Source organism: Citrobacter sp. RHB20-C16 (genome assembly GCF_013890155.1).
Classification (GTDB): Bacteria; Pseudomonadota; Gammaproteobacteria; order Enterobacterales; family Enterobacteriaceae; genus Citrobacter_A; species Citrobacter_A amalonaticus.
The window spans coordinates 409,887-429,407 of record NZ_CP057630.1 but is presented as its reverse complement, the minus strand read 5'-3'; the positions used below and the strand labels follow the sequence as shown (position 1 = coordinate 429,407).

Below are 19,521 nucleotides of genomic sequence, written 5' to 3'. Positions count from 1 at the left end.
TCGGAAATGACGCGCTACCCGCTAGCGCGTCATTTTTGTTTTGCCAATGTGGCGCAGACTGATTTATCACCCAGAAATCAATTATGCACTACGTCAAACGCTGGTGCTCTGTTTGCCCGTGGCCGTCGGACTGATCATCGGGCAGTTACATCTGGGCCTGCTCTTCTCTCTCGTTCCCGCCTGCTGCAACATTGCCGGGCTTGATACTCCGCACAAACGCTTTTTCAAACGTCTGATTATCGGTGCGTCGCTGTTTGCCGGCTGTAGCCTGATCATGCAGCTACTGCTGGCGCAAGCGGTGCCGTTACCCCTGATCCTGACCGGCCTGACGCTCACGCTCGGCGTAACCGCTGAATTGAGCTCCCTTCACGCGCGTTTGCTTCCGGCCTCGCTGATCGCGGCGATTTTCACACTGAGCCTCGCGGGAAATATGCCGGTCTGGGAACCGCTGCTGATCTACGCGCTGGGCACGCTGTGGTATGGCTTGTTTAACTGGTTCTGGTTCTGGCTCTGGCGCGAACAGCCGCTGCGCGAGTCGCTGAGCCTGCTGTACCGGGAACTGGCGGATTACTGCGAAGCGAAATACAGCATGCTGACCCAGCATACCGACCCGGAAAAAGCCCTGCCGCCGCTTCTGGTGCGCCAGCAGAAGGCCGTCGACCTCATCACCCAGTGCTATCAGCAGATGCACATGCTGTCGGCGCATCACAATAATGACTATAAGCGGATGCTGCGCGCCTTTCAGGAAGCGCTGGATCTGCAGGAACATATCTCCGTCAGTTTGCATCAACCGGAAGAGGTGCAAAAGCTGGTCGAGCGCAGTCACGCGGAGCAGGTGATACGCTGGACGGCGCAAACGGTCGCCGCTCGCCTGCGCGTACTGGCGGATGACATTCTGTATCACCGGCTGCCGACGCGGTTCACCATGCAAAAGCAGATTGGCGCGCTGGAAAAAATTGCTCATCAGCATCCGGATAACCCCGTCGGGCAGTTCTGTTACTGGCACTTCAGCCGTATCGCCCGCGTACTGCGCACCCAGCGACCATTGTACGCCCGCGATCTAATGGCCGATAAGCAGCGTCGGCTACCGCTGCTGCCGGCGTTGAAAAACTACCTCTCGCTGAAATCTCCGGCGCTCCGCAGCGCCGGGCGGATCAGCGTCATGCTCAGTATCGCCAGTCTGATGGGAACCGCGCTGCATCTGCCGAAGCCTTACTGGATCCTGATGACGGTGCTGTTTGTGACACAAAACGGTTACGGCGCCACCCGCGTGCGTATTCTGCACCGTTCGGCGGGAACGCTGGTGGGGCTGATTATCGCAGGCGTAACACTGCACTTTCATATTCCTGAAGGATATACGCTGGCGCTGATGCTGGTGATCACCCTGGTCAGCTATCTGACCATCCGCAAAAACTACGGCTGGGCGACCGTGGGATTTACCGTCACGGCGGTGTACACCCTGCAACTCCTGACGCTGGACGGCGAACAGTTCATCATTCCGCGATTTGTCGACACGGTGATAGGCTGCCTGATTGCGTTTGGCGGCACCGTTTGGTTATGGCCACAATGGCAGAGCGGACTGTTGCGTAAAAACGCCCATGATGCGCTGGAGGCCGATCAGGAAGCTATTCGTCTGATTCTGAGTGACGATCCGCAGGCCACACCGCTGGCTTATCAGCGTATGCGCGTCAATCAGGCGCACAACACGCTGTTTAACTCACTGAATCAGGCGATGCAGGAGCCAGGCTTTAACACGCACTACCTGGCGGACATGAAGCTGTGGGTGACGCACAGTCAGTTTATCGTCGAACATATCAATGCCATGACCACGCTGGCGCGTGAGCATACGATGCTGACGCCGGAACTGGCGCAGCGATATCTGCAATCGTGCGAAATTGCCATCCAACGCTGTCAGCAGCGGCTGGAATACGACGGGCCGGGCAGTTCGGGGGATGTGAATATTCTGGAAGCGCCTGAAGCGCTCACCCACGGCCCCTTAAGCACGCTGGAACAGCATCTGCAACGCGTACTGGGGCACCTGAACACGATGCATACTATCTCGTCTGTCGCATGGCGTCAGCGGCCGCACCATGGGATCTGGCTCAGCCGCCGGTTACGGGATATGCGGGGTTAACACGGATTGCCGGATACACGCGTTATCAGCACCAGGCCTGATAAACGCCGCGCCGTCAGACACACCGTTAACCGATAACCTTCGCGACAGCCTGTGCAAAACGCTGCATCCCTTCGTCGATATCCGCCTCTTCCACCACCAGCGATGGGGCAAAGCGCATCACATCAGGACCGGCATTCAACACCATCACACCCGCGTCGGCTGCCGCATAGAGGAAATCACGCGCACGCCCTTTGTATTGTGATTTCAGCTCGGCCCCAATCAGCAGCCCCATACCGCGAATATCGCTGAACACGTGGTACTGCTCATCAATCTGCTGCAGATGTTGAACGAATCTCTGGCGTTTTGCACTCACGCCTCCCAGAACCTCTGGCGTGTTGATGATGTCGAACGCGGCTTCCGCCACCGCGCAGGCCAGCGGGTTACCGCCGTAGGTCGAACCATGAGAGCCGACATGAAACGCCGAGGCGATTTCCTGCGTCGTCAATACCGCGCTGACCGGGAAGCCACCGCCCAGCGCTTTCGCGCTGGTGAGGATATCCGGCGTCACGCCATAGTGCATATAGGCAAACAGATCGCCGGTACGCCCCATGCCGCTTTGTACTTCATCAAACACCAGCAATGCCTGGTGCTCGTCGCAGAGCTCGCGCAGCCCTTGCAGGAACTCCGGCGTCGCGGCCAGAACGCCACCTTCTCCCTGTACCGGCTCAACCACCACCGCGCAGGTATGGTCATCCATCACCGCTTTCACCGCATGGAGATCGTTAAACGGTACATGGATGATATCCGCCGGTTTCGGCCCAAAGCCATCGGAATACTTCGGCTGACCACCCACCGTGACGGTAAACAACGAGCGACCGTGGAACGCGTTATGAAAGGCAATGATTTTGGTTTTGAACGGGCTATGGCGCACGCAGGCGTAATGACGCGCCAGCTTGAACGCCGTTTCGTTGGCTTCTGTTCCCGAGTTCATAAACAGCACGCGCTCAGCAAAGGTGGCATCGATTATTTTTCGTCCCAGACGCAGCGCGGGTTCGTTGGTGAAGACGTTACTGGTATGCCAGAGCGTTTCGCCCTGCGCTTTTAACGCATCGACCAGTACAGGATGGCAATGCCCCAGCGCGGTCACCGCAATTCCGCCCGCGAAATCAACATAGTCTTTGCCCTGCTGATCCCAGATCCGGCTGCCTTTGCCTTTTACCGGAATAAATTCCGCCGGTGCATAAATCGGCAGAATGACTTCATCGAAAGTTGCCCGGGTTACTGCCGTTTGTTCAGTTGCCATCTCATGCCCATCCAGTTATGCAAAAATGAATGTGAAAATATAATCACAAAATATGCATAAAAAATCACAGGATAGCAATCACAAATCACCGATTGAGGAAATTTGCCAGCAATTGATGTCCCTGCTCGCTGAGAATACTTTCCGGGTGGAACTGCACCCCTTCCAGATCCCACACCGTATGGCGAATCCCCATAATTTCCTGTGTTTCGCTCCAGGCGGTCACCTCAAAGCAGTCTGGCAGTGTGGTGGGGTCGATGATGAGCGAGTGATAGCGGGTGACGGTAAGCGGGTTAGTTAACCCCTGAAACACGCCCTGTCCCGTATGGTGGATGGGCGACGTTTTTCCGTGCATCACTTTTTCGGCGCGTACGATCGTTGCGCCAAAAGCCTGCGCCATCGCCTGATGCCCCAGGCAGACGCCCAGTATCGGCAAACGTCCGGCATAGTGGCGAATCACCTCCAGCGAAATTCCGGCATCATCCGGGGTGCAGGGACCGGGCGAAATGACGATTTTTTGCGGCTGTAGCGCATCGATCTGCGACAGCGTCAATTCATCATTGCGCTTAACCTGCACGTCAGCGCCCAGCTCACAAAAATACTGGTAGAGGTTCCAGGTGAAAGAATCGTAGTTATCGATAAGCAGGATCATGGCGGCTCCGGTCGAGGAAAACCGCGCTATTCTACTCAGTTTCCTCGGCTTCGCTTACCCCTTTACGAAATATCGCCTGCAATGCGCTAAGGTCGCCCATCGCCCCTTCCTGATTCGCCCGACGCCACTCCGCCACCGGCACATCTGCCCAGTGAAGAAGATACCCCGCATGAATAGCCAGCTGTTCGAAGAAAATCCGCTGCGCCATGCCGCTGCCAAGACGAAACGGATGTAGCACGTTGATCTCACAGTAATAATGTGCAAGGCGACTGACGAACTTCTCTTTTGGCAGCCCCATCAGGTAGCCCTCTTCTTCCAGATCCTGCATCAGGGCATTTCCCTCTTTTTCGATGTACGCGAAATGGCAGAAACGGGTATCACCCTGATAGATATCCACTTCACGCAGATGACCCGCCCAGTCAAAGACGTCCTGGTAAAGCTGCCGATGAATCGCGCACAGATGAGGCAAGCCGCGCTTCGCCGGGCCCAGTTCGATAGTCGCCGCTCGTAGTGCAGTCAGTTCATAAGCGGCCTGTTCCAGACGTGCAACCTGGTGGATCCCCAGACGGTTACGCATCACATTCAGTCCGGGGTAAAGATACGGATCGCGGTCGTCGCCGATTTTATCGCTCATAGTGCCTCCGGAGTTCTTCCAGACGCGCCAGCGCCTCTGCGGCATTAAGCGTGACTAACGGACTTTCGACGCCCTCAAGACGGCGGCTGGCCTGGAAATTCACGTTGCGCTGCTGTTCCCAGAGCCGGGATTTTTGCCTGTCGGTGAGTTTTTTCACTTTACGCCTCCCTGATTGATCCGTGTTTGCCACAAGTATAAGCAGCAAAACGCGGTTACGCAGGGAAGATAAAGCAACGCGGGCCTGCAATGCCCGCGCGGGAAAGGATTACGGCAGAACTTTGGCGGAGAGGATAACCACTGGTTTTGACGGCACATTCTGGTAAGGGCCGACATCATGGGTCGGCACCTGGGAAATCTTATCGGCCACCTCCATCCCTTTCACAACTTTACCAAATACGGCATAGCCGAAATCACGCTGGCCGTGATCGAGGAAGGCATTATCGGCCACGTTGATAAAGAACTGGCTGGTCGCGCTGTCTTTATCAGCAGTACGCGCCATCGCGATGGTGCCGCGCGTGTTACGCAAGCCATTATCGGCTTCGTTTTTAATTGGGGGATTAGGTTTCTTCTGCTGCATCTGCTCGGTGAAGCCACCGCCCTGGACCATAAAGCCGGGAATTACACGGTGAAACGTGGTGTTGTTATAGAAACCATTGTTCACATAATCGACAAAGTTTTGCACTGAAACAGGCGCTTTCTGGCTATTCAGTTCCAGTTCAATATTACCTGCAGAGGTCGTCAGCAAAACGTGCGGATCCCCTTTTGCTGCCAGCGCTGCGGGAGAGAGAGCAGAAAGGGCGAAAACAGCTGCAACAGCCGCCAGGGTCGATTTGAGCATGAGATTTCCTTTAGGAGAGCGGTAACAAAAGCCAGTGGTTTGATTCTAAAGAGCCTTCAGGGACAAGGCCATCCCTTTACCTAATTTTACGTACCTGAAACATATGTAACTTCATCAAAGCATTAATTATTGTGACTTACGTCACCTTTAAAAATGTAACAGATCCTGTAATTTCCGATAAAAGTTTAAATGCATCACTAAAAAGCCTAAAATCCGCCCGTTCCCGGCGCCGTCAATGCGCTTTACTTCCATTTACAGGCCAGTCATGACTAACAGCAATCGTATCAAGCTCACATGGATTAGCTTTCTCTCCTACGCCCTCACCGGTGCGTTGGTTATTGTCACCGGGATGGTGATGGGAAACATCGCAGAGTATTTCCAGCTGCCAGTTTCCAGTATGAGTAACACTTTCACATTCCTGAACGCCGGTATCTTGATCTCCATTTTCCTTAATGCCTGGCTGATGGAAATTGTTCCGCTGAAAACGCAACTGCGCTTTGGCTTTATCCTGATGGTACTGGCCGTTGCCGGTCTGATGTTCAGCCACAGCCTGGCTTTATTCTCTGCCGCAATGTTTGTGCTGGGGTTGGTCAGCGGGATCACCATGTCCATTGGTACGTTCCTGATTACGCAGATGTATGAAGGCCGTCAGCGCGGCTCCCGTCTGTTGTTTACCGACTCCTTCTTCAGCATGGCTGGGATGGTTTTCCCGATGGTCGCCGCGTTCCTGTTGGCGCGCAGCATCGAATGGTACTGGGTGTACGCCTGCATCGGTCTGGTCTATGTCGCTATTTTTCTTCTGACCTTTGGTTGTGAATTCCCGCCGCTGGGCAAACACGCGCCGCAAAGCGATACACCCATCGTGAAAGAGAAATGGGGTATTGGCGTCCTGTTTCTGTCTGTCGCTGCGCTGTGTTACATCCTCGGTCAGTTGGGCTTTATCTCCTGGGTACCCGAGTACGCGAAAGGGTTGGGGATGAGCCTGAACGATGCCGGTACGCTGGTCAGCAACTTCTGGATGTCATACATGTTTGGGATGTGGGCATTCAGCTTCATTCTGCGTTTCTTTGATTTGCAGCGCATTCTGACTGTACTGGCGGCACTGGCCACCGTGCTGATGTACCTGTTCATCACCGGGACGCCTGAACATATGCCGTGGTTTATTCTGGCTCTCGGCTTTTTCTCCAGCGCCATCTATACCACTATCATCACCCTGGGTTCGCAGCAAACCCGCGTAGCCTCGCCAAAACTGGTTAACTTCGTCCTGACCTGCGGCACCATCGGCACCATGCTGACGTTTGTCGTCACCGGTCCTATCGTGGCGCACAGCGGTCCTCAGGCGGCCTTGCTCACCGCGAATGGCCTGTACGCTATCGTCTTCGTGATGTGCTTTATCCTCGGTTTTGTGACCCGTCATCGTCAGCATGAGGCCCCGACAGCACAGTAACGTGATTTGCCGGATGGCGATCCTCTTTATAGGCCGGATAAAACGCTACCGACATCCGGCCTTTTCTCGTTTCTCTTCCCTTCCTCGAAGGATGTAAGGCAGCCAATCTTTAGTGGTAGCCCTCTTCTGCTAAAAACCCCCTCATTTTGTACGTTATTTGTACAATCGCGAAAAGTCTGATATTTCCACAACTTAAGAAAATGCTGTCAAATCAGCAATATACTCCTTAAGAGGTATATAAAGGTGAATTTGATTTGCATCAATAAGTGGGGGTGCTGAATCGTTAAGGTAGGCAGTAATAGAAAAGAAATCGAGGCAAAAATGAGCAAAGTCAGACTCGCTATTATCGGTAATGGTATGGTCGGCCATCGCTTTATTGAGGACCTTCTTGATAAATCCGACGCTGCCAATTTTGATATTACTGTTTTCTGCGAAGAACCCCGCAAGGCATACGACCGTGTGCACCTGTCATCCTACTTCTCACACCACACCGCCGAAGAACTGTCTCTGGTTCGCGAAGGATTTTACGAGAAGCACGGCGTTAACGTGCTGGTCGGCGAACGTGCGATTACCATCAACCGCCAGGAAAAAGTGATTCACTCCAGTGCGGGCCGTACGGTTTACTACGACAAGCTGATTATGGCGACCGGTTCTTATCCGTGGATCCCGCCGATTAAAGGTTCCGAAACCCAGGACTGCTTCGTTTATCGCACCATTGAAGACCTCAACGCGATTGAATCCTGTGCTCGTCGCAGCAAGCGTGGTGCGGTCGTCGGCGGCGGTCTGTTAGGTCTGGAAGCGGCAGGCGCGCTGAAAAACCTCGGCGTGGAAACTCACGTGATTGAATTCGCCCCGATGCTGATGGCTGAGCAGCTTGACCCTATGGGCGGCGAACAGTTGCGTCGCAAGATTGAAAGCATGGGCGTGCGCGTGCACACCAGCAAAAACACCCAGGAGATCGTCCAGCAAGGCACTGAAGCCCGTAAAACGATGCGTTTTGCCGACGGTAGCGAGCTGGAAGTGGACTTCATCGTCTTCTCGACCGGTATTCGCCCACGCGACAAACTGGCGACCCAGTGTGGTCTGGAGGTTGCGCCACGCGGCGGGATCGTGATCAACGATGCCTGCCAGACGTCCGACCCGGATATCTACGCCATCGGTGAATGTGCCAGTTGGAACAACCGGGTATACGGTCTGGTCGCGCCGGGCTACAAAATGGCGCAGGTCGCCGTTGACCATATTCTCAATAACGAAAACGCCTTCGAAGGCGCAGATTTAAGCGCCAAGCTGAAACTGCTGGGCGTTGACGTTGGCGGTATTGGCGACGCACATGGCCGCACGCCGGGTGCCCGTAGTTACGTTTACCTCGACGAAAGCAAAGAAGTCTACAAACGCCTTATCGTAAGCCAGGATAACAAAACCCTGCTCGGCGCTGTGCTGGTGGGAGATACCAGCGATTACGGCAACCTGCTGCAACTGGTACTGAATGCCATCGAACTGCCGGAAAACCCGGACTCGCTGATCCTGCCGGCCCATACCGGCAGTGGTAAACCGTCTATTGGCGTGGATAAACTGCCGGACAGCGCGCAGATTTGCTCCTGTTTCGACGTCACCAAAGGGATGCTGGTCGCCGCCATCAACAAAGGCTGCCACACCGTTGCCGCGCTGAAAGCCGAAACCAAAGCCGGTACCGGCTGCGGCGGCTGTATCCCACTGGTTACCCAGGTGCTGAACGCCGAACTGGCGAAACAGGGTATCGAAGTGAACAACAACCTGTGCGAGCACTTTGCTTACTCGCGCCAGGAACTGTTCCACCTGATTCGAGTGGAAGGCATCAAAACCTTCGAGGAGCTGCTGGCAAAACACGGTAAAGGTTATGGCTGCGAAGTGTGTAAACCGACCGTGGGCTCTTTGCTGGCTTCCTGCTGGAATGAGTACATTCTGAAACCGCAGCACACCCCGCTGCAGGATACTAACGACAACTTCCTGGCGAACATCCAGAAAGACGGGACCTACTCTGTGATCCCACGCTCTGCCGGCGGTGAAATCACGCCGGAAGGTCTGGTTGCCGTAGGTCGTATCGCCCGTGAATTTAATCTGTACACCAAAATCACCGGTTCTCAGCGTATCGGCCTGTTCGGCGCGCAAAAAGACGACCTGCCGGAAATCTGGCGCCAACTGATTGAAGCTGGCTTCGAAACCGGCCATGCCTACGCCAAAGCGCTGCGCATGGCGAAAACCTGTGTGGGCAGCACCTGGTGCCGTTATGGCGTGGGTGACAGCGTGGGCTTCGGCGTTGAGCTGGAAAACCGCTACAAAGGCATTCGCACCCCGCACAAGATGAAGTTCGGCGTTTCCGGCTGTACCCGTGAATGTGCCGAAGCCCAGGGCAAAGACGTCGGTATCATCGCTACCGAGAAAGGCTGGAACCTGTACGTCTGCGGTAATGGCGGGATGAAACCGCGTCATGCGGATCTGCTGGCAGCGGATATCGATCGTGAAACGCTGCTCAAATATCTCGACCGTTTCATGATGTTCTACATCCGTACGGCGGACAAACTGACCCGTACCGCCCCGTGGTTAGACAACCTGGAAGGCGGCATTGAGTATCTGCGTTCCGTCATCATCGACGACAAACTAGGTCTGAACGAACATCTGGAAGAAGAGATGGCCCGTCTGCGCGAAGCCGTAGTCTGCGAGTGGACGGAAACCGTCAACACGCCATCTGCCCAGACGCGTTTCAGACACTTTATCAACAGCGATAAACGCGATCCGAACGTCCAGGTAGTGCCTGAACGTGAACAGCATCGTCCGGCCACGCCGTATGAACGCATCCCGGTCACTCTGGTGGAGGAAAACGCATGAGCCAGTGGACAAACATCTGCCACATTGATGACATCCTGCCCGCAACCGGCGTCTGCGCGTTGTTAGGTGAGGAACAGGTCGCTATTTTTCGTCCGTATCACAACGACCAGGTGTTTGCGATCAGCAACATCGACCCGTTCTTTGAATCCAGCGTGCTGTCTCGCGGATTGATTGCGGAACATCAGGGCGAATTGTGGGTCGCCAGCCCGTTGAAAAAACAGCGCTTTCGCCTGAGCGACGGCCTGTGCATGGAGGACGAACGTCATTCCGTGGCGCACTACGACGCGCGGGTGAAAGATGGCATTGTGCAGTTGCGCAGTTAATGAATTTTAGGGAGGCGCAACGCCTCCCTTTTTAACGTATTGGCAGTCCCGTTTTTTCGTAGGTCTGATGGCGGCATAAAGGCCTATCCGGCCTACGGTTACGTTTTTATTTTATTTTTTATGGGTAATCACAGTCATGTTCACAGATACAATTAACAAATGTGCGGCTAACGCTGCGCGCATCGCACGCCTGTCGGCAAATAACCCGCTCGGCTTCTGGGTCAGTTCTGCGATGGCAGGGGCTTACGTTGGCCTCGGTATCATCCTGATTTTCACTCTCGGTAACTTACTCGATCCGTCCGTGCGTCCGCTGGTGATGGGCGCGACCTTTGGGATTGCCTTAACGCTGGTCATTATTGCTGGTTCCGAACTGTTTACCGGTCACACGATGTTCCTGACGCTTGGCGTCAAAGCGGGCACCATCAGCCAGGGGCAGATGTGGGCGATTTTGCCGCAGACCTGGTTGGGTAACCTGGTGGGTTCCGTGTTCGTCGCGCTGCTGTACAGCTGGGGTGGCGGTAGCCTGCTACCGGTCGATACCAGCATCGTACACTCGGTCGCGCTGGCGAAAACCACGGCGCCGGCAACGGTACTGTTCTTCAAAGGCGCGCTGTGTAACTGGCTGGTTTGTCTGGCAATCTGGATGGCGATCCGTACTGAAGGCGCCGCGAAATTTATCGCTATCTGGTGGTGTCTGCTGGCGTTTATCGCGTCCGGCTATGAACACTCAGTTGCCAACATGACGCTGTTCGCCCTCTCCTGGTTCGGACACCACAGCGAAGCCTATACCCTGGCGGGGATTGGTCATAACCTGCTGTGGGTAACACTCGGCAATACTTTGTCCGGTGTCGTGTTCATGGGGTTAGGTTATTGGTATGCTACGCCAAAATCGGAGCGACCTGCTCCGGCAAAAATCAACCAAACTGAGGCTACAGCCAATAATTAAGGGGTAATGTCGTGGATCATTTGCCTATATTTTGTCAACTACGAGACCGCGACTGTCTGATTGTCGGCGGTGGTGATGTCGCAGAACGCAAAGCACGGTTACTGCTGGAAGCAGGCGCTCGTTTAACGGTTAATGCGCTGGCGTTTATTCCGCAGTTCACCGTATGGGCAAATGAAAACATGTTGACGCTGGTGGAAGGACCGTTTGATGAAGCCCTTCTCGACCCGTGCTGGCTGGCGATTGCCGCGACCGATGATGATGCGGTGAATCAGCGCGTGAGCGATGCTGCAGAATCCCGCCGTATCTTCTGTAACGTCGTGGATGCGCCGAAAGCCGCCAGTTTCATCATGCCATCGATTATCGACCGTTCACCGCTAATGGTGGCGGTCTCTTCCGGCGGCACCTCACCGGTGCTGGCCCGTCTGCTGCGTGAAAAACTGGAATCCGTTTTACCTCAACATTTGGGTCAGGTTGCACATTATGCCGGGCAACTTCGTTCCCGGGTGAAAAAACAGTTTGCCACGATGGGTGAACGTCGCCGCTTCTGGGAAAAGCTGTTTGTTAACGACAGGCTGGCACAGTCGCTGGCGAATGCCGACCATAAAGCGGTAGAAGAAACCACCGAGCAGATGCTCAGCGAGCCGTTGGATCATCGCGGTGAAGTGGTGCTGGTGGGTGCAGGCCCTGGCGATGCCGGACTTCTGACGCTAAAAGGGTTGCAGCAGATCCAGCAGGCCGATGTGGTGGTCTATGACCGTCTGGTGTCTGACGACATCATGAACCTGGTGCGTCGCGACGCCGACCGTGTGTTTGTCGGTAAACGCGCGGGTTATCACTGCGTGCCGCAGGAGGAAATTAACCAAATCCTGCTGCGTGAAGCGCAACAGGGCAAACGTGTCGTCCGTCTGAAAGGCGGTGACCCGTTTATCTTTGGTCGTGGTGGTGAGGAGCTGGAAACACTGTGCCATGCCGGTATTCCGTTTTCCGTGGTGCCGGGAATAACCGCGGCATCCGGCTGTTCCGCCTACTCCGGCATTCCGCTGACACACCGTGACTACGCCCAGAGCGTACGTCTGGTTACCGGGCACCTGAAGACCGGCGGCGAACTGGACTGGGAAAACCTGGCGGCAGAAAAACAGACGTTGGTGTTTTACATGGGGCTAAATCAGGCGGCCACTATCCAGCAAAAACTGATCGAATTTGGCATGCAGGCCGATATGCCGGTCGCACTGGTTGAAAACGGCACCTCGGTGAAACAGCGGGTAGTCAAAGGTGAACTGAATAATCTCGGCGAACTGGCAACACAGGTTGCAAGCCCGGCGCTAATCATTGTGGGGCGCGTGGTGGGATTACGTGAAAAACTAAACTGGTTCTCTAATCACTAAGCCTTAATTGTCGGTAAGGTCAGCATCGTCTGGCCTTATTTTTTTGGCCCTAAAATACAAGTTCCAGATCCGGACATTATATTAACTCATTAATTTTAAAATGATTACCCCTTTCACCTCTCCCGCATGCCTATTCCCTTACTGACGCGAAAAATAGATTACGTTATCGTCGACCCCGGTTAGCGAATGAAGATTCACTAATTCAATTGATGGTTAAAAAATTATATTTTTTACATAGGGAATGTAAATGAACACATTTATCAAAATGGCACTCTTAGGTGCGGCACTGGCAACCCTGACAGCTTGTACAGGTCACATCGAAAACCGTAATAAGACCTGCTCTTATGACTATCTTCTGCACCCTGCCATTTCTATTTCTAAGATGATTGGCGGCTGCGGCCCGACCGCAGAATAATCTCGCTGATCATTGCGCCGATACAAAAAAACCGGGAATCTCCCGGTTTTTTCATTTCGCGTACCCGTTACGGCCTGGCAACAAAACCAATCGCTTCATAAACCGCTTTCAGCGTAGCTGATGCACGCGCGCCCGCTTTTTCCGCGCCGTCTTTCATCACCTGTTGCAGGAAGGCTTCGTCGTTACGGTAACGATAATAACGCTCCTGCAACTCAGTCAGCATGCCGGATACCGCATCGGCGACTTCGCCTTTCAGGTGACCATACATCTTGCCTTCAAACTGTTTTTCCAGTTCGGGAATACTCTGTCCGGTCACGGCGGAGAGAATATCCAGCAGGTTAGAGACGCCCGCCTTGTTCTGCACATCGTAGCGCACCACCGGCGGCTCTTCGGAATCCGTTACCGCGCGTTTAATCTTCTTGACCACGGATTTCGGATCTTCCAGCAGGCCAATCACGTTGTTGCGGTTGTCGTCCGACTTGGACATCTTTTTCGTCGGCTCCAACAGAGACATCACGCGGGCGCCTGATTTAGGAATAAACGGCTCAGGAACTTTGAAGATGTCGCCATACAGCGCGTTGAAACGCTGAGCGATATCGCGGCTCAGTTCCAGGTGCTGTTTCTGGTCTTCGCCCACCGGCACCAGGTTGGTCTGATACAGCAGGATATCTGCTGCCATCAGTACCGGGTAGTCAAACAGACCAGCGTTGATGTTCTCAGCGTAGCGCGCTGACTTATCTTTGAACTGGGTCATACGGCTCAGTTCGCCAAAGTAGGTGTAGCAGTTCAGCGCCCAGCTCAGTTGCGCATGTTCAGGCACATGAGACTGAACGAAAATGGTGCTTTTCTCAGGATCGATACCACACGCGAGGTAGAGCGCCAGCGTATCCAGCGTCGCTTTACGCAGTTGCTGGGCATCCTGACGAACGGTGATAGCATGCTGGTCAACGATACAATAGATGCAATGGTAATCATCCTGCATGTTCACCCACTGACGCAGTGCACCCATGTAGTTACCAATGGTCAATTCACCTGAGGGCTGTGCGCCACTAAAAACGATGGGCTTAGTCATTTTTCGATTCCTGATTTTCGCTATGCGGAAGCCCGAGAGCGGGCAGTAGTTCATTAATGCGGTCATACATGACGTCTGGCTGGCTCAGCGCGATGGGTTCACCATAGTTGTAACCATAGGTGAGGCCAACGGACAGGCAGCCAGCGGCTTTTGCCGCCTGAATATCATTACGCGAATCCCCCACGAAGAGCAATTGCTCTGGCGCAATGCCGAGCTTACTTGCCACCAGCAGCAGCGGATCCGGATGTGGTTTTTTGTTCTGGACGTCGTCACCGCCAATAACGACGCTGAAATATTTACTGATATCCAGCGCGTCGAGCAATGGCGCAACAAACGGCGTCGGCTTGTTGGTCACCAGACCGAGCGGCAGTCCTTTGGCGTGCAGTGCGCCCAGCGTGTCGGCGACATCAGGGAACAGAAACGTCCCTTCTTCTGCGACATCTCCGTAGTAGCGGTCAAATAGCTTACGCAGAATACGGACCTGCTCCTCGGCGGGAATATCTTCATCGACCGGCGGCTTGCCCATCGTCTTACGAAGTGTGGCGCGCTCCTGACGAGACCAGGTTAACGCCCGCTCCATCAATACATCAGCACCATTACCAATCCAGGTAATGACGCGCTCTTCACCGGCAACCGGCAGCTCCAGCGCATACAGCGCCATGTCCACTGCGGCGCTCAATCCCGGCGCGCTGTCCACCAGCGTTCCGTCGAGGTCAAAGGCAACGCCCCGAATATCCTGCAATTTATCCATGACTTACCTTCGCCAGTTCGCTGCGCATGTCATCAATGACTTTTTTGTAGTCTGGCTGATCGAAGACGGCGGAACCGGCGACAAACATATCGGCTCCTGCGGCGGCGATTTCAGCTATGTTACTCACCTTCACGCCGCCATCCACTTCGAGGCGAATGTCGTAACCCGACTCGTCAATGCGACGACGGACTTCTCGCAGTTTGTCCAGCGTTTGCGGAATGAAAGATTGACCGCCAAAGCCTGGGTTAACGGACATCAACAGGATCACATCCAGCTTGTCCATTACATAGTCCAGATAGCTTAATGGTGTCGCCGGATTGAAGACCAGCCCGGCTTTACAGCCGTGCTCTTTAATCAGTTGCAGCGATCGGTCAACGTGTTCGGAGGCTTCCGGATGAAAGGTAATGATGCTGGCGCCCGCGGCTGCGAAATCCGGGATGATTCGATCGACAGGTTTCACCATCAGATGCACATCGATGGGAGCCGTAATGCCATATTTACGCAGGGATTTCAGTACCATCGGACCCATGGTCAGATTCGGTACATAGTGGTTGTCCATGACGTCAAAATGCACGACGTCACCACCGGCAGCCAGAGCTTTCGCGGTGTCCTCACCCAGGCGAGCAAAATCAGCCGACAGGATTGAGGGGGCAATCAAATACTGTTTCATCCGCTTCTCCTTGAGAATTATTTATTCGCGGGTGAAACGACTCCTGGTTTGTACAGAGCCAGCAGTTCGTCCACCTTTTTACGTGTGCCGCCGTTGCTGCTTATACTGCGTCGCACTTTGACCTGAAAATGTTCCGCCGCTTTATACCATTCGCGGGTATCCGGCGTGTCATGGTTCGAAATTAACACCGGGATCTGCTTACTGACCAGCTTTTCGGCCATTTTAGCCAGATGGGCCTGCTCTTTCGGGCTGAAGCTATTGGTATGATACGCGGTGAAATTCGCCGTTGCTGACAGCGGGGCGTAGGGCGGATCGCAATAGACAACCGAGTTCGCATCCGCTTGCTCCATGCACTCATCATATGAGAGGCAGTGGAATTCCGCATTCTGCGCTTTTTCCGCAAAGTGATACAACTCAGCTTCCGGGAAGTAAGGCTTTTTGTAACGTCCAAACGGCACGTTAAACTCACCGCGCAGATTATACCGGCACAGGCCGTTGTAACCATATCGGTTCAGATACAGGAACAGAACCGCACGACGGAAAGGATCCTGGCTGGCGTTGAACTCTTCACGGAACTGATAGTAGAGCTCAGCCTGATTGGTTTCCGGGTTAAACAGTTCACGGGAAGCCTTCACGTACTCGTCGGTACGGGTCTTCACGATCTTATAGAGACTGATGAGGTCGCTATTGATATCGGCAAGAATATAACGAGAAAAGTCGGTGTTAAGAAACACCGACCCTGCACCCACAAAGGGTTCGACCAGGCATTCGCCCTGCGGTAAATGCCGTTTGATGTCGTCAAGCAGGGGATATTTACCCCCTGCCCACTTCAGAAAAGCGCGATTTTTTTTCATGCTGACTAACTAATTACACCTTCTCCGGCTGTGGAGAAAGCTCCGACAGCATCCTGCGCTTTAACATTATTTCAGATCGGCCTGTACCTGATGCAACGGTTTGGCCCACGGATTTTTTGCCTGCACATCGGCTGGCAGCGTGGAAACCGCGCGTTTCGCATCTTCTTTCGAGGCATACACGCCAGACACCAGAACATACCACGGTTGGCCGTTACGCGTCGTCTGATACACCACATAGTTTTTCAGATTCTCTTTCTTCGCCCAACCATTCAGGTTGTCGTAGTTTGAAGAGCTGCTGAGCTGCAGGGTGTAATGACTGGACGGTGCGGACTTCAGCGATCCGACGTTACCGGCGCTTTTAGCGCCAGATGCGCTACCTGCCGTTGCCGCTGGCGCGGTCTGAGCAGGTGCTGGCGTTTGCGCGGGCGCTGCTGTCTGTGCCGGTGCGGTGCTGACCGTCGCTTTTGGCGTCGTCGTGGCCGTAGGCGCTGCGGGTTCAGTCCGTTTAGGCTGAGCCGCCGGTTTCGGTGCTGCGGACGTCGTTTTCGCGGTGGTCTGCGGTTTCTTCGGCTCGATCACAGCCTGTTTACGTTCAGGTCGCTGGGCGCTGGCGGCGGGTGCCGTCGCCGTCTGGCTTGACGCAGTACCATTACGCACGGGCGCAACGGTCGCCGGTTCTGTTGGCAGCGTAGAGTTTACCGCCACATTATTTAGCTGTTCCTGACCCTGCGGTTGCGTCAGTGCATTATTCAGATCGCCCTGCACTTCTACACGCTGTTGACCTTCTGTGGTCACAGGCGTTTGACCCTGCGTTGGCGTGGAGGAGATTGGTGGCAAAGAAACATCCTGCTGCGTGTTGCCCGCAGTCTGTTCAGCGGAAGTGCTTCCCGGAGCGGGTTGGGCGCCGTTTGCCTGGTCAGCGGCATTGCCGGTGAGATCGATATTCTTCTCGCCAGACGCCGTTTGTTCACTTGAAGACGGGGTGGAAGGCGCTTTCAGCGCGGAGCCAATACCGATGATCAGCAGCAGCAGGACCAGCACGCCCACGCCCATCATCATGTACTGACGAGAAGCGGGTTTACCGGCGGCTTTTTTACGCTTACGCGGACGACGCTCGACGCGTTCTTCATCCACGAACTCTTCATCATCGGATTCGTAATCCTCTTCCCTCTCTTGCTCATCAAGGCGTTCTTTACGCCCGCGTGCAGGACGGCGATCGTCAGCGTCCAGATCAACATCATCAAAGTTGATCTGCGGTTCTCCGCGTTCTGAAGATTGACGAGAACGACCAGTACGACGATCGCTGGGATCGGGTTTCAGCTCGTCTTCTGGTTTGAATTCATCCATTTAACACCCCACTCAAAGGCTAATGCTTACGACGTTGCAACTAACCTGAATCTAAATGGCCGATACGTGAGCCGTATCAGTCCGCCTTTCTTGTTGTTACGCCTGCTGGCAATCAGCAATAGCGTTAAGAACCACCTCGTGCGACACGCCGCCGCGTACTTCACTTTTCCCTATCGCCAGCGGAAGGACTAAGCGCATTTCTCCCGCCAACACTTTTTTGTCACGCAACATGTGCGGCAGGTAAGCCTGCGCGGACATCTCGCGCGGTCCGTGGACCGGCAAGCCGGCACGTTTAAGTAACGTGATGATGCGCTGCGTATCTTCTGGCGCAAACTGCCCCAGACGTTCCGACGTCCGCGCAGCCATTACCATACCTGCTGCGACCGCTTCACCATGTAACCAATTGCCATAACCCATTTCAGCTTCAATGGCATGACCGTATGTGTGCCCCAGATTCAGTAAAGCACGTAAGCCGGTTTCGCGCTCGTCTGCGGCAACAACTTCGGCTTTCAGCTCACAACAACGACGAATACACCAGGCCATTGCCGGTCCGTCCAGACGCAGTAGCGCATCCAGATTCTCCTCCAGCCAGCTAAAGAATTCGCCATCCAGGATAATGCCGTACTTGATCACTTCCGCCAGACCGGATGCCAGTTCACGGGCAGGGAGCGTTTTCAGACAGTCGAGATCCACCACCACGGAGGCCGGCTGGTAAAACGCGCCGATCATGTTTTTGCCGAGGGGATGGTTTACGGCGGTTTTACCGCCAACGGAGGAGTCAACCTGCGACAAAAGTGTCGTCGGGACCTGGATGAAGCGTACACCGCGCTGATAGCTGGCAGCGGCAAAACCGGTCAGGTCGCCAATGACGCCGCCGCCCAGTGCGACCAGCGTCGTATCACGACCATGCGGTTTTTGCAGCAAGGCGGTGAATACCGTATCCAGCACCGTCAGGCTTTTGTACTGCTCGCCGTCAGGCAGGATGACGCTATCAACGTTCACACCCGCTTGTTCAAGTACGCTGCTAATCTTATCAAGATAAAGGGGAGCCAGGGTTTCGTTGGTGACCAACATAACCTGATCGCCCGATTTCAGCGGTAAGAATGAAGCTGGTTCGTTAAACAAACCAGCCGCGATGGTGATAGGGTAACTACGTTCCCCGAGAGTGACGGTAATCCTCTCCATGACGCGACATCCACCTTAATGACTTATACCCGCTTACCGAGTGTGTATTAAGCCAGAATCAGTTGCTTTCCAGCATATGAATAATCTGGTTTGCAACGACTTTGGCGCTCTGATCATCGGTACGAATGGTTACGTCGGCAATCTCTTCATACAGCGGATTGCGTTCGTCGGCCAACGCTTCCAGAACTTCACGAGGCGGCGCTTCTACCTGCAACAGCGGACGTTTTTTATCGCGCTGCGTACGCGCAAGTTGTTTTTCGATGGTCGTTTCGAGATAGACCACGACGCCACGCGCGGAAAGACGATTACGGGTTTCACGCGATTTTACAGAGCCACCACCGGTAGCCAGCACAATACCCTGTTTTTCCGTCAATTCGTTGATGACTTTCTCTTCACGATCGCGGAAGCCGTCTTCACCTTCTACGTCGAAGACCCAGCCCACATCAGCTCCGGTTCGTTTCTCAATCTCTTGATCAGAATCGTAAAATTCCATATTGAGTTGTTGAGCTAACTGGCGCCCAATAGTGCTTTTTCCGGCACCCATAGGCCCAACCAGAAAGATATTGCGTTTCTCTGCCATTTTTTCGGTACTACTAAGACTATTCGTTAATGATAAACCCGCGTCGCAGACACTGAGCGCAGCAGGACATGAACTGAAACCTCATAAGATATTGCGAGAGTCAGACTGAAAATTATCTCAATACTCAAGCAGGTTTGGCAA

The 19,521-nt window shown here is 54.2% G+C and carries 19 protein-coding genes; 7 read left to right on the top strand and 12 right to left on the bottom strand.

The window, feature by feature from the left end; genetic code table 11:
• The first annotated feature begins 46 nt into the window (after nt 1-46).
• Nucleotides 47-2,134, top strand: coding sequence for a YccS/YhfK family putative transporter (locus HVX64_RS01960; RefSeq protein ID WP_044253459.1), 2,088 nt, complete (start codon nt 47-49; stop codon nt 2,132-2,134).
• A gap of 67 nt (nt 2,135-2,201) precedes the next feature.
• On the opposite strand, the gene HVX64_RS01955 is transcribed toward HVX64_RS01960, so the two are convergent.
• The 5 genes from HVX64_RS01955 to ppiA form a co-directional block, all read right to left on the bottom strand.
• A complete protein-coding gene (locus HVX64_RS01955) occupies nt 2,202-3,419 on the bottom strand; it encodes an aspartate aminotransferase family protein (RefSeq protein ID WP_044253462.1) in 1,218 nt (405 codons plus the stop codon).
• 85 nt (nt 3,420-3,504) lie between these two features.
• The gene (gene pabA / locus HVX64_RS01950) at nt 3,505-4,068 is read right to left on the bottom strand and encodes an aminodeoxychorismate synthase component 2 (protein ID WP_044253465.1); all 564 of its coding nucleotides are present in this window, start codon (nt 4,066-4,068) and stop codon (nt 3,505-3,507) included.
• A 31-nt stretch (nt 4,069-4,099) separates the two neighbouring features.
• Nucleotides 4,100-4,702, bottom strand: coding sequence for a putative adenosine monophosphate-protein transferase Fic (locus HVX64_RS01945; RefSeq protein WP_042998398.1), 603 nt, complete (start codon nt 4,700-4,702; stop codon nt 4,100-4,102).
• Nucleotides 4,692-4,859 carry a YhfG family protein gene (locus tag HVX64_RS01940; RefSeq protein ID WP_044253468.1) on the bottom strand — a complete coding sequence of 56 codons (168 nt, stop codon included), beginning with the start codon at nt 4,857-4,859 and terminating at the stop codon, nt 4,692-4,694. The genes HVX64_RS01945 and HVX64_RS01940 overlap by 11 nt, the downstream gene beginning before the upstream one ends.
• A 108-nt stretch (nt 4,860-4,967) precedes the next feature.
• Nucleotides 4,968-5,540, bottom strand: coding sequence for a peptidylprolyl isomerase A (gene ppiA / locus HVX64_RS01935; RefSeq protein WP_042998400.1), 573 nt, complete (start codon nt 5,538-5,540; stop codon nt 4,968-4,970).
• 265 nt (nt 5,541-5,805) lie between these two features.
• On the opposite strand from ppiA, the gene tsgA reads away from it, so the two are divergent.
• From tsgA to HVX64_RS01905, 6 genes are all read left to right on the top strand, one after another.
• Nucleotides 5,806-6,987 (top strand): MFS transporter TsgA, encoded by a 1,182-nt coding sequence (gene tsgA, locus HVX64_RS01930; protein ID WP_044253471.1) that lies wholly within the window; start codon nt 5,806-5,808, stop codon nt 6,985-6,987.
• 321 nt (nt 6,988-7,308) lie between these two features.
• Nucleotides 7,309-9,852, top strand: coding sequence for an NADPH-nitrite reductase large subunit (nirB, locus tag HVX64_RS01925; protein WP_181825224.1), 2,544 nt, complete (start codon nt 7,309-7,311; stop codon nt 9,850-9,852).
• The gene (gene nirD, locus HVX64_RS01920) at nt 9,849-10,175 is read left to right on the top strand and encodes a nitrite reductase small subunit NirD (RefSeq protein WP_042998403.1); all 327 of its coding nucleotides are present in this window, start codon (nt 9,849-9,851) and stop codon (nt 10,173-10,175) included. The genes nirB and nirD overlap by 4 nt, the downstream gene beginning before the upstream one ends.
• Before the next feature lie 136 nt (nt 10,176-10,311).
• On the top strand, nt 10,312-11,121 hold the full coding sequence (gene nirC / locus HVX64_RS01915) for a nitrite transporter NirC (RefSeq protein WP_042998404.1): 810 nt from the start codon (nt 10,312-10,314) through the stop codon (nt 11,119-11,121).
• Nucleotides 11,122-11,132: 11 nt separating this feature from the next.
• Nucleotides 11,133-12,506, top strand: a complete 1,374-nt coding sequence (gene cysG, locus HVX64_RS01910) for a siroheme synthase CysG (protein ID WP_042998405.1) — start codon at nt 11,133-11,135, stop codon at nt 12,504-12,506.
• Between the two features lie 247 nt (nt 12,507-12,753).
• Complete coding sequence (locus HVX64_RS01905; RefSeq protein ID WP_042998406.1) at nt 12,754-12,921, top strand: DUF4223 family protein; 168 nt, start codon at nt 12,754-12,756, stop codon at nt 12,919-12,921.
• Nucleotides 12,922-12,988: 67 nt separating this feature from the next.
• Here HVX64_RS01905 and trpS read toward each other — a convergent pair whose 3' ends face one another.
• From trpS to aroK, 7 genes are all read right to left on the bottom strand, one after another.
• Nucleotides 12,989-13,993, bottom strand: coding sequence for a tryptophan--tRNA ligase (gene trpS / locus HVX64_RS01900; RefSeq protein WP_042998407.1), 1,005 nt, complete (start codon nt 13,991-13,993; stop codon nt 12,989-12,991).
• Nucleotides 13,986-14,744 (bottom strand): phosphoglycolate phosphatase, encoded by a 759-nt coding sequence (gene gph / locus HVX64_RS01895; RefSeq protein ID WP_044253478.1) that lies wholly within the window; start codon nt 14,742-14,744, stop codon nt 13,986-13,988. The genes trpS and gph overlap by 8 nt, the downstream gene beginning before the upstream one ends.
• Nucleotides 14,737-15,414 (bottom strand): ribulose-phosphate 3-epimerase, encoded by a 678-nt coding sequence (rpe, locus tag HVX64_RS01890; RefSeq protein WP_042998409.1) that lies wholly within the window; start codon nt 15,412-15,414, stop codon nt 14,737-14,739. Before rpe ends, gph begins: the two co-directional genes overlap by 8 nt.
• Before the next feature lie 17 nt (nt 15,415-15,431).
• Complete coding sequence (gene dam, locus HVX64_RS01885) at nt 15,432-16,268, bottom strand: adenine-specific DNA-methyltransferase (protein WP_042998410.1); 837 nt, start codon at nt 16,266-16,268, stop codon at nt 15,432-15,434.
• A gap of 66 nt (nt 16,269-16,334) precedes the next feature.
• Nucleotides 16,335-17,615, bottom strand: coding sequence for a cell division protein DamX (damX, locus tag HVX64_RS01880; protein WP_042998411.1), 1,281 nt, complete (start codon nt 17,613-17,615; stop codon nt 16,335-16,337).
• A gap of 96 nt (nt 17,616-17,711) precedes the next feature.
• Nucleotides 17,712-18,800 (bottom strand): 3-dehydroquinate synthase, encoded by a 1,089-nt coding sequence (gene aroB / locus HVX64_RS01875; RefSeq protein ID WP_044253482.1) that lies wholly within the window; start codon nt 18,798-18,800, stop codon nt 17,712-17,714.
• A 58-nt stretch (nt 18,801-18,858) separates the two neighbouring features.
• Complete coding sequence (aroK, locus tag HVX64_RS01870) at nt 18,859-19,380, bottom strand: shikimate kinase AroK (RefSeq protein WP_042322869.1); 522 nt, start codon at nt 19,378-19,380, stop codon at nt 18,859-18,861.
• Nucleotides 19,381-19,521: the final 141 nt, after the last annotated feature.

Excerpts from the sequence above, each read along its gene's own strand:
- HVX64_RS01960 (WP_044253459.1), top strand. The coding sequence starts at position 47 with ATGTGGCGCAGACTGATTTATCACCCAGAAATCAATTATGCACTACGT.
- HVX64_RS01955 (WP_044253462.1), bottom strand. The coding sequence starts at position 3,419 with ATGGCAACTGAACAAACGGCAGTAACCCGGGCAACTTTCGATGAAGTC.
- pabA (WP_044253465.1), bottom strand. The coding sequence starts at position 4,068 with ATGATCCTGCTTATCGATAACTACGATTCTTTCACCTGGAACCTCTAC.
- HVX64_RS01945 (WP_042998398.1), bottom strand. The coding sequence starts at position 4,702 with ATGAGCGATAAAATCGGCGACGACCGCGATCCGTATCTTTACCCCGGA.
- ppiA (WP_042998400.1), bottom strand. The coding sequence starts at position 5,540 with ATGCTCAAATCGACCCTGGCGGCTGTTGCAGCTGTTTTCGCCCTTTCT.
- tsgA (WP_044253471.1), top strand. The coding sequence starts at position 5,806 with ATGACTAACAGCAATCGTATCAAGCTCACATGGATTAGCTTTCTCTCC.
- nirB (WP_181825224.1), top strand. The coding sequence starts at position 7,309 with ATGAGCAAAGTCAGACTCGCTATTATCGGTAATGGTATGGTCGGCCAT.
- nirD (WP_042998403.1), top strand. The coding sequence starts at position 9,849 with ATGAGCCAGTGGACAAACATCTGCCACATTGATGACATCCTGCCCGCA.
- nirC (WP_042998404.1), top strand. The coding sequence starts at position 10,312 with ATGTTCACAGATACAATTAACAAATGTGCGGCTAACGCTGCGCGCATC.
- HVX64_RS01905 (WP_042998406.1), top strand. The coding sequence starts at position 12,754 with ATGAACACATTTATCAAAATGGCACTCTTAGGTGCGGCACTGGCAACC.
- trpS (WP_042998407.1), bottom strand. The coding sequence starts at position 13,993 with ATGACTAAGCCCATCGTTTTTAGTGGCGCACAGCCCTCAGGTGAATTG.
- gph (WP_044253478.1), bottom strand. The coding sequence starts at position 14,744 with ATGGATAAATTGCAGGATATTCGGGGCGTTGCCTTTGACCTCGACGGA.
- rpe (WP_042998409.1), bottom strand. The coding sequence starts at position 15,414 with ATGAAACAGTATTTGATTGCCCCCTCAATCCTGTCGGCTGATTTTGCT.
- dam (WP_042998410.1), bottom strand. The coding sequence starts at position 16,268 with ATGAAAAAAAATCGCGCTTTTCTGAAGTGGGCAGGGGGTAAATATCCC.
- damX (WP_042998411.1), bottom strand. The coding sequence starts at position 17,615 with ATGGATGAATTCAAACCAGAAGACGAGCTGAAACCCGATCCCAGCGAT.
- aroB (WP_044253482.1), bottom strand. The coding sequence starts at position 18,800 with ATGGAGAGGATTACCGTCACTCTCGGGGAACGTAGTTACCCTATCACC.
- aroK (WP_042322869.1), bottom strand. The coding sequence starts at position 19,380 with ATGGCAGAGAAACGCAATATCTTTCTGGTTGGGCCTATGGGTGCCGGA.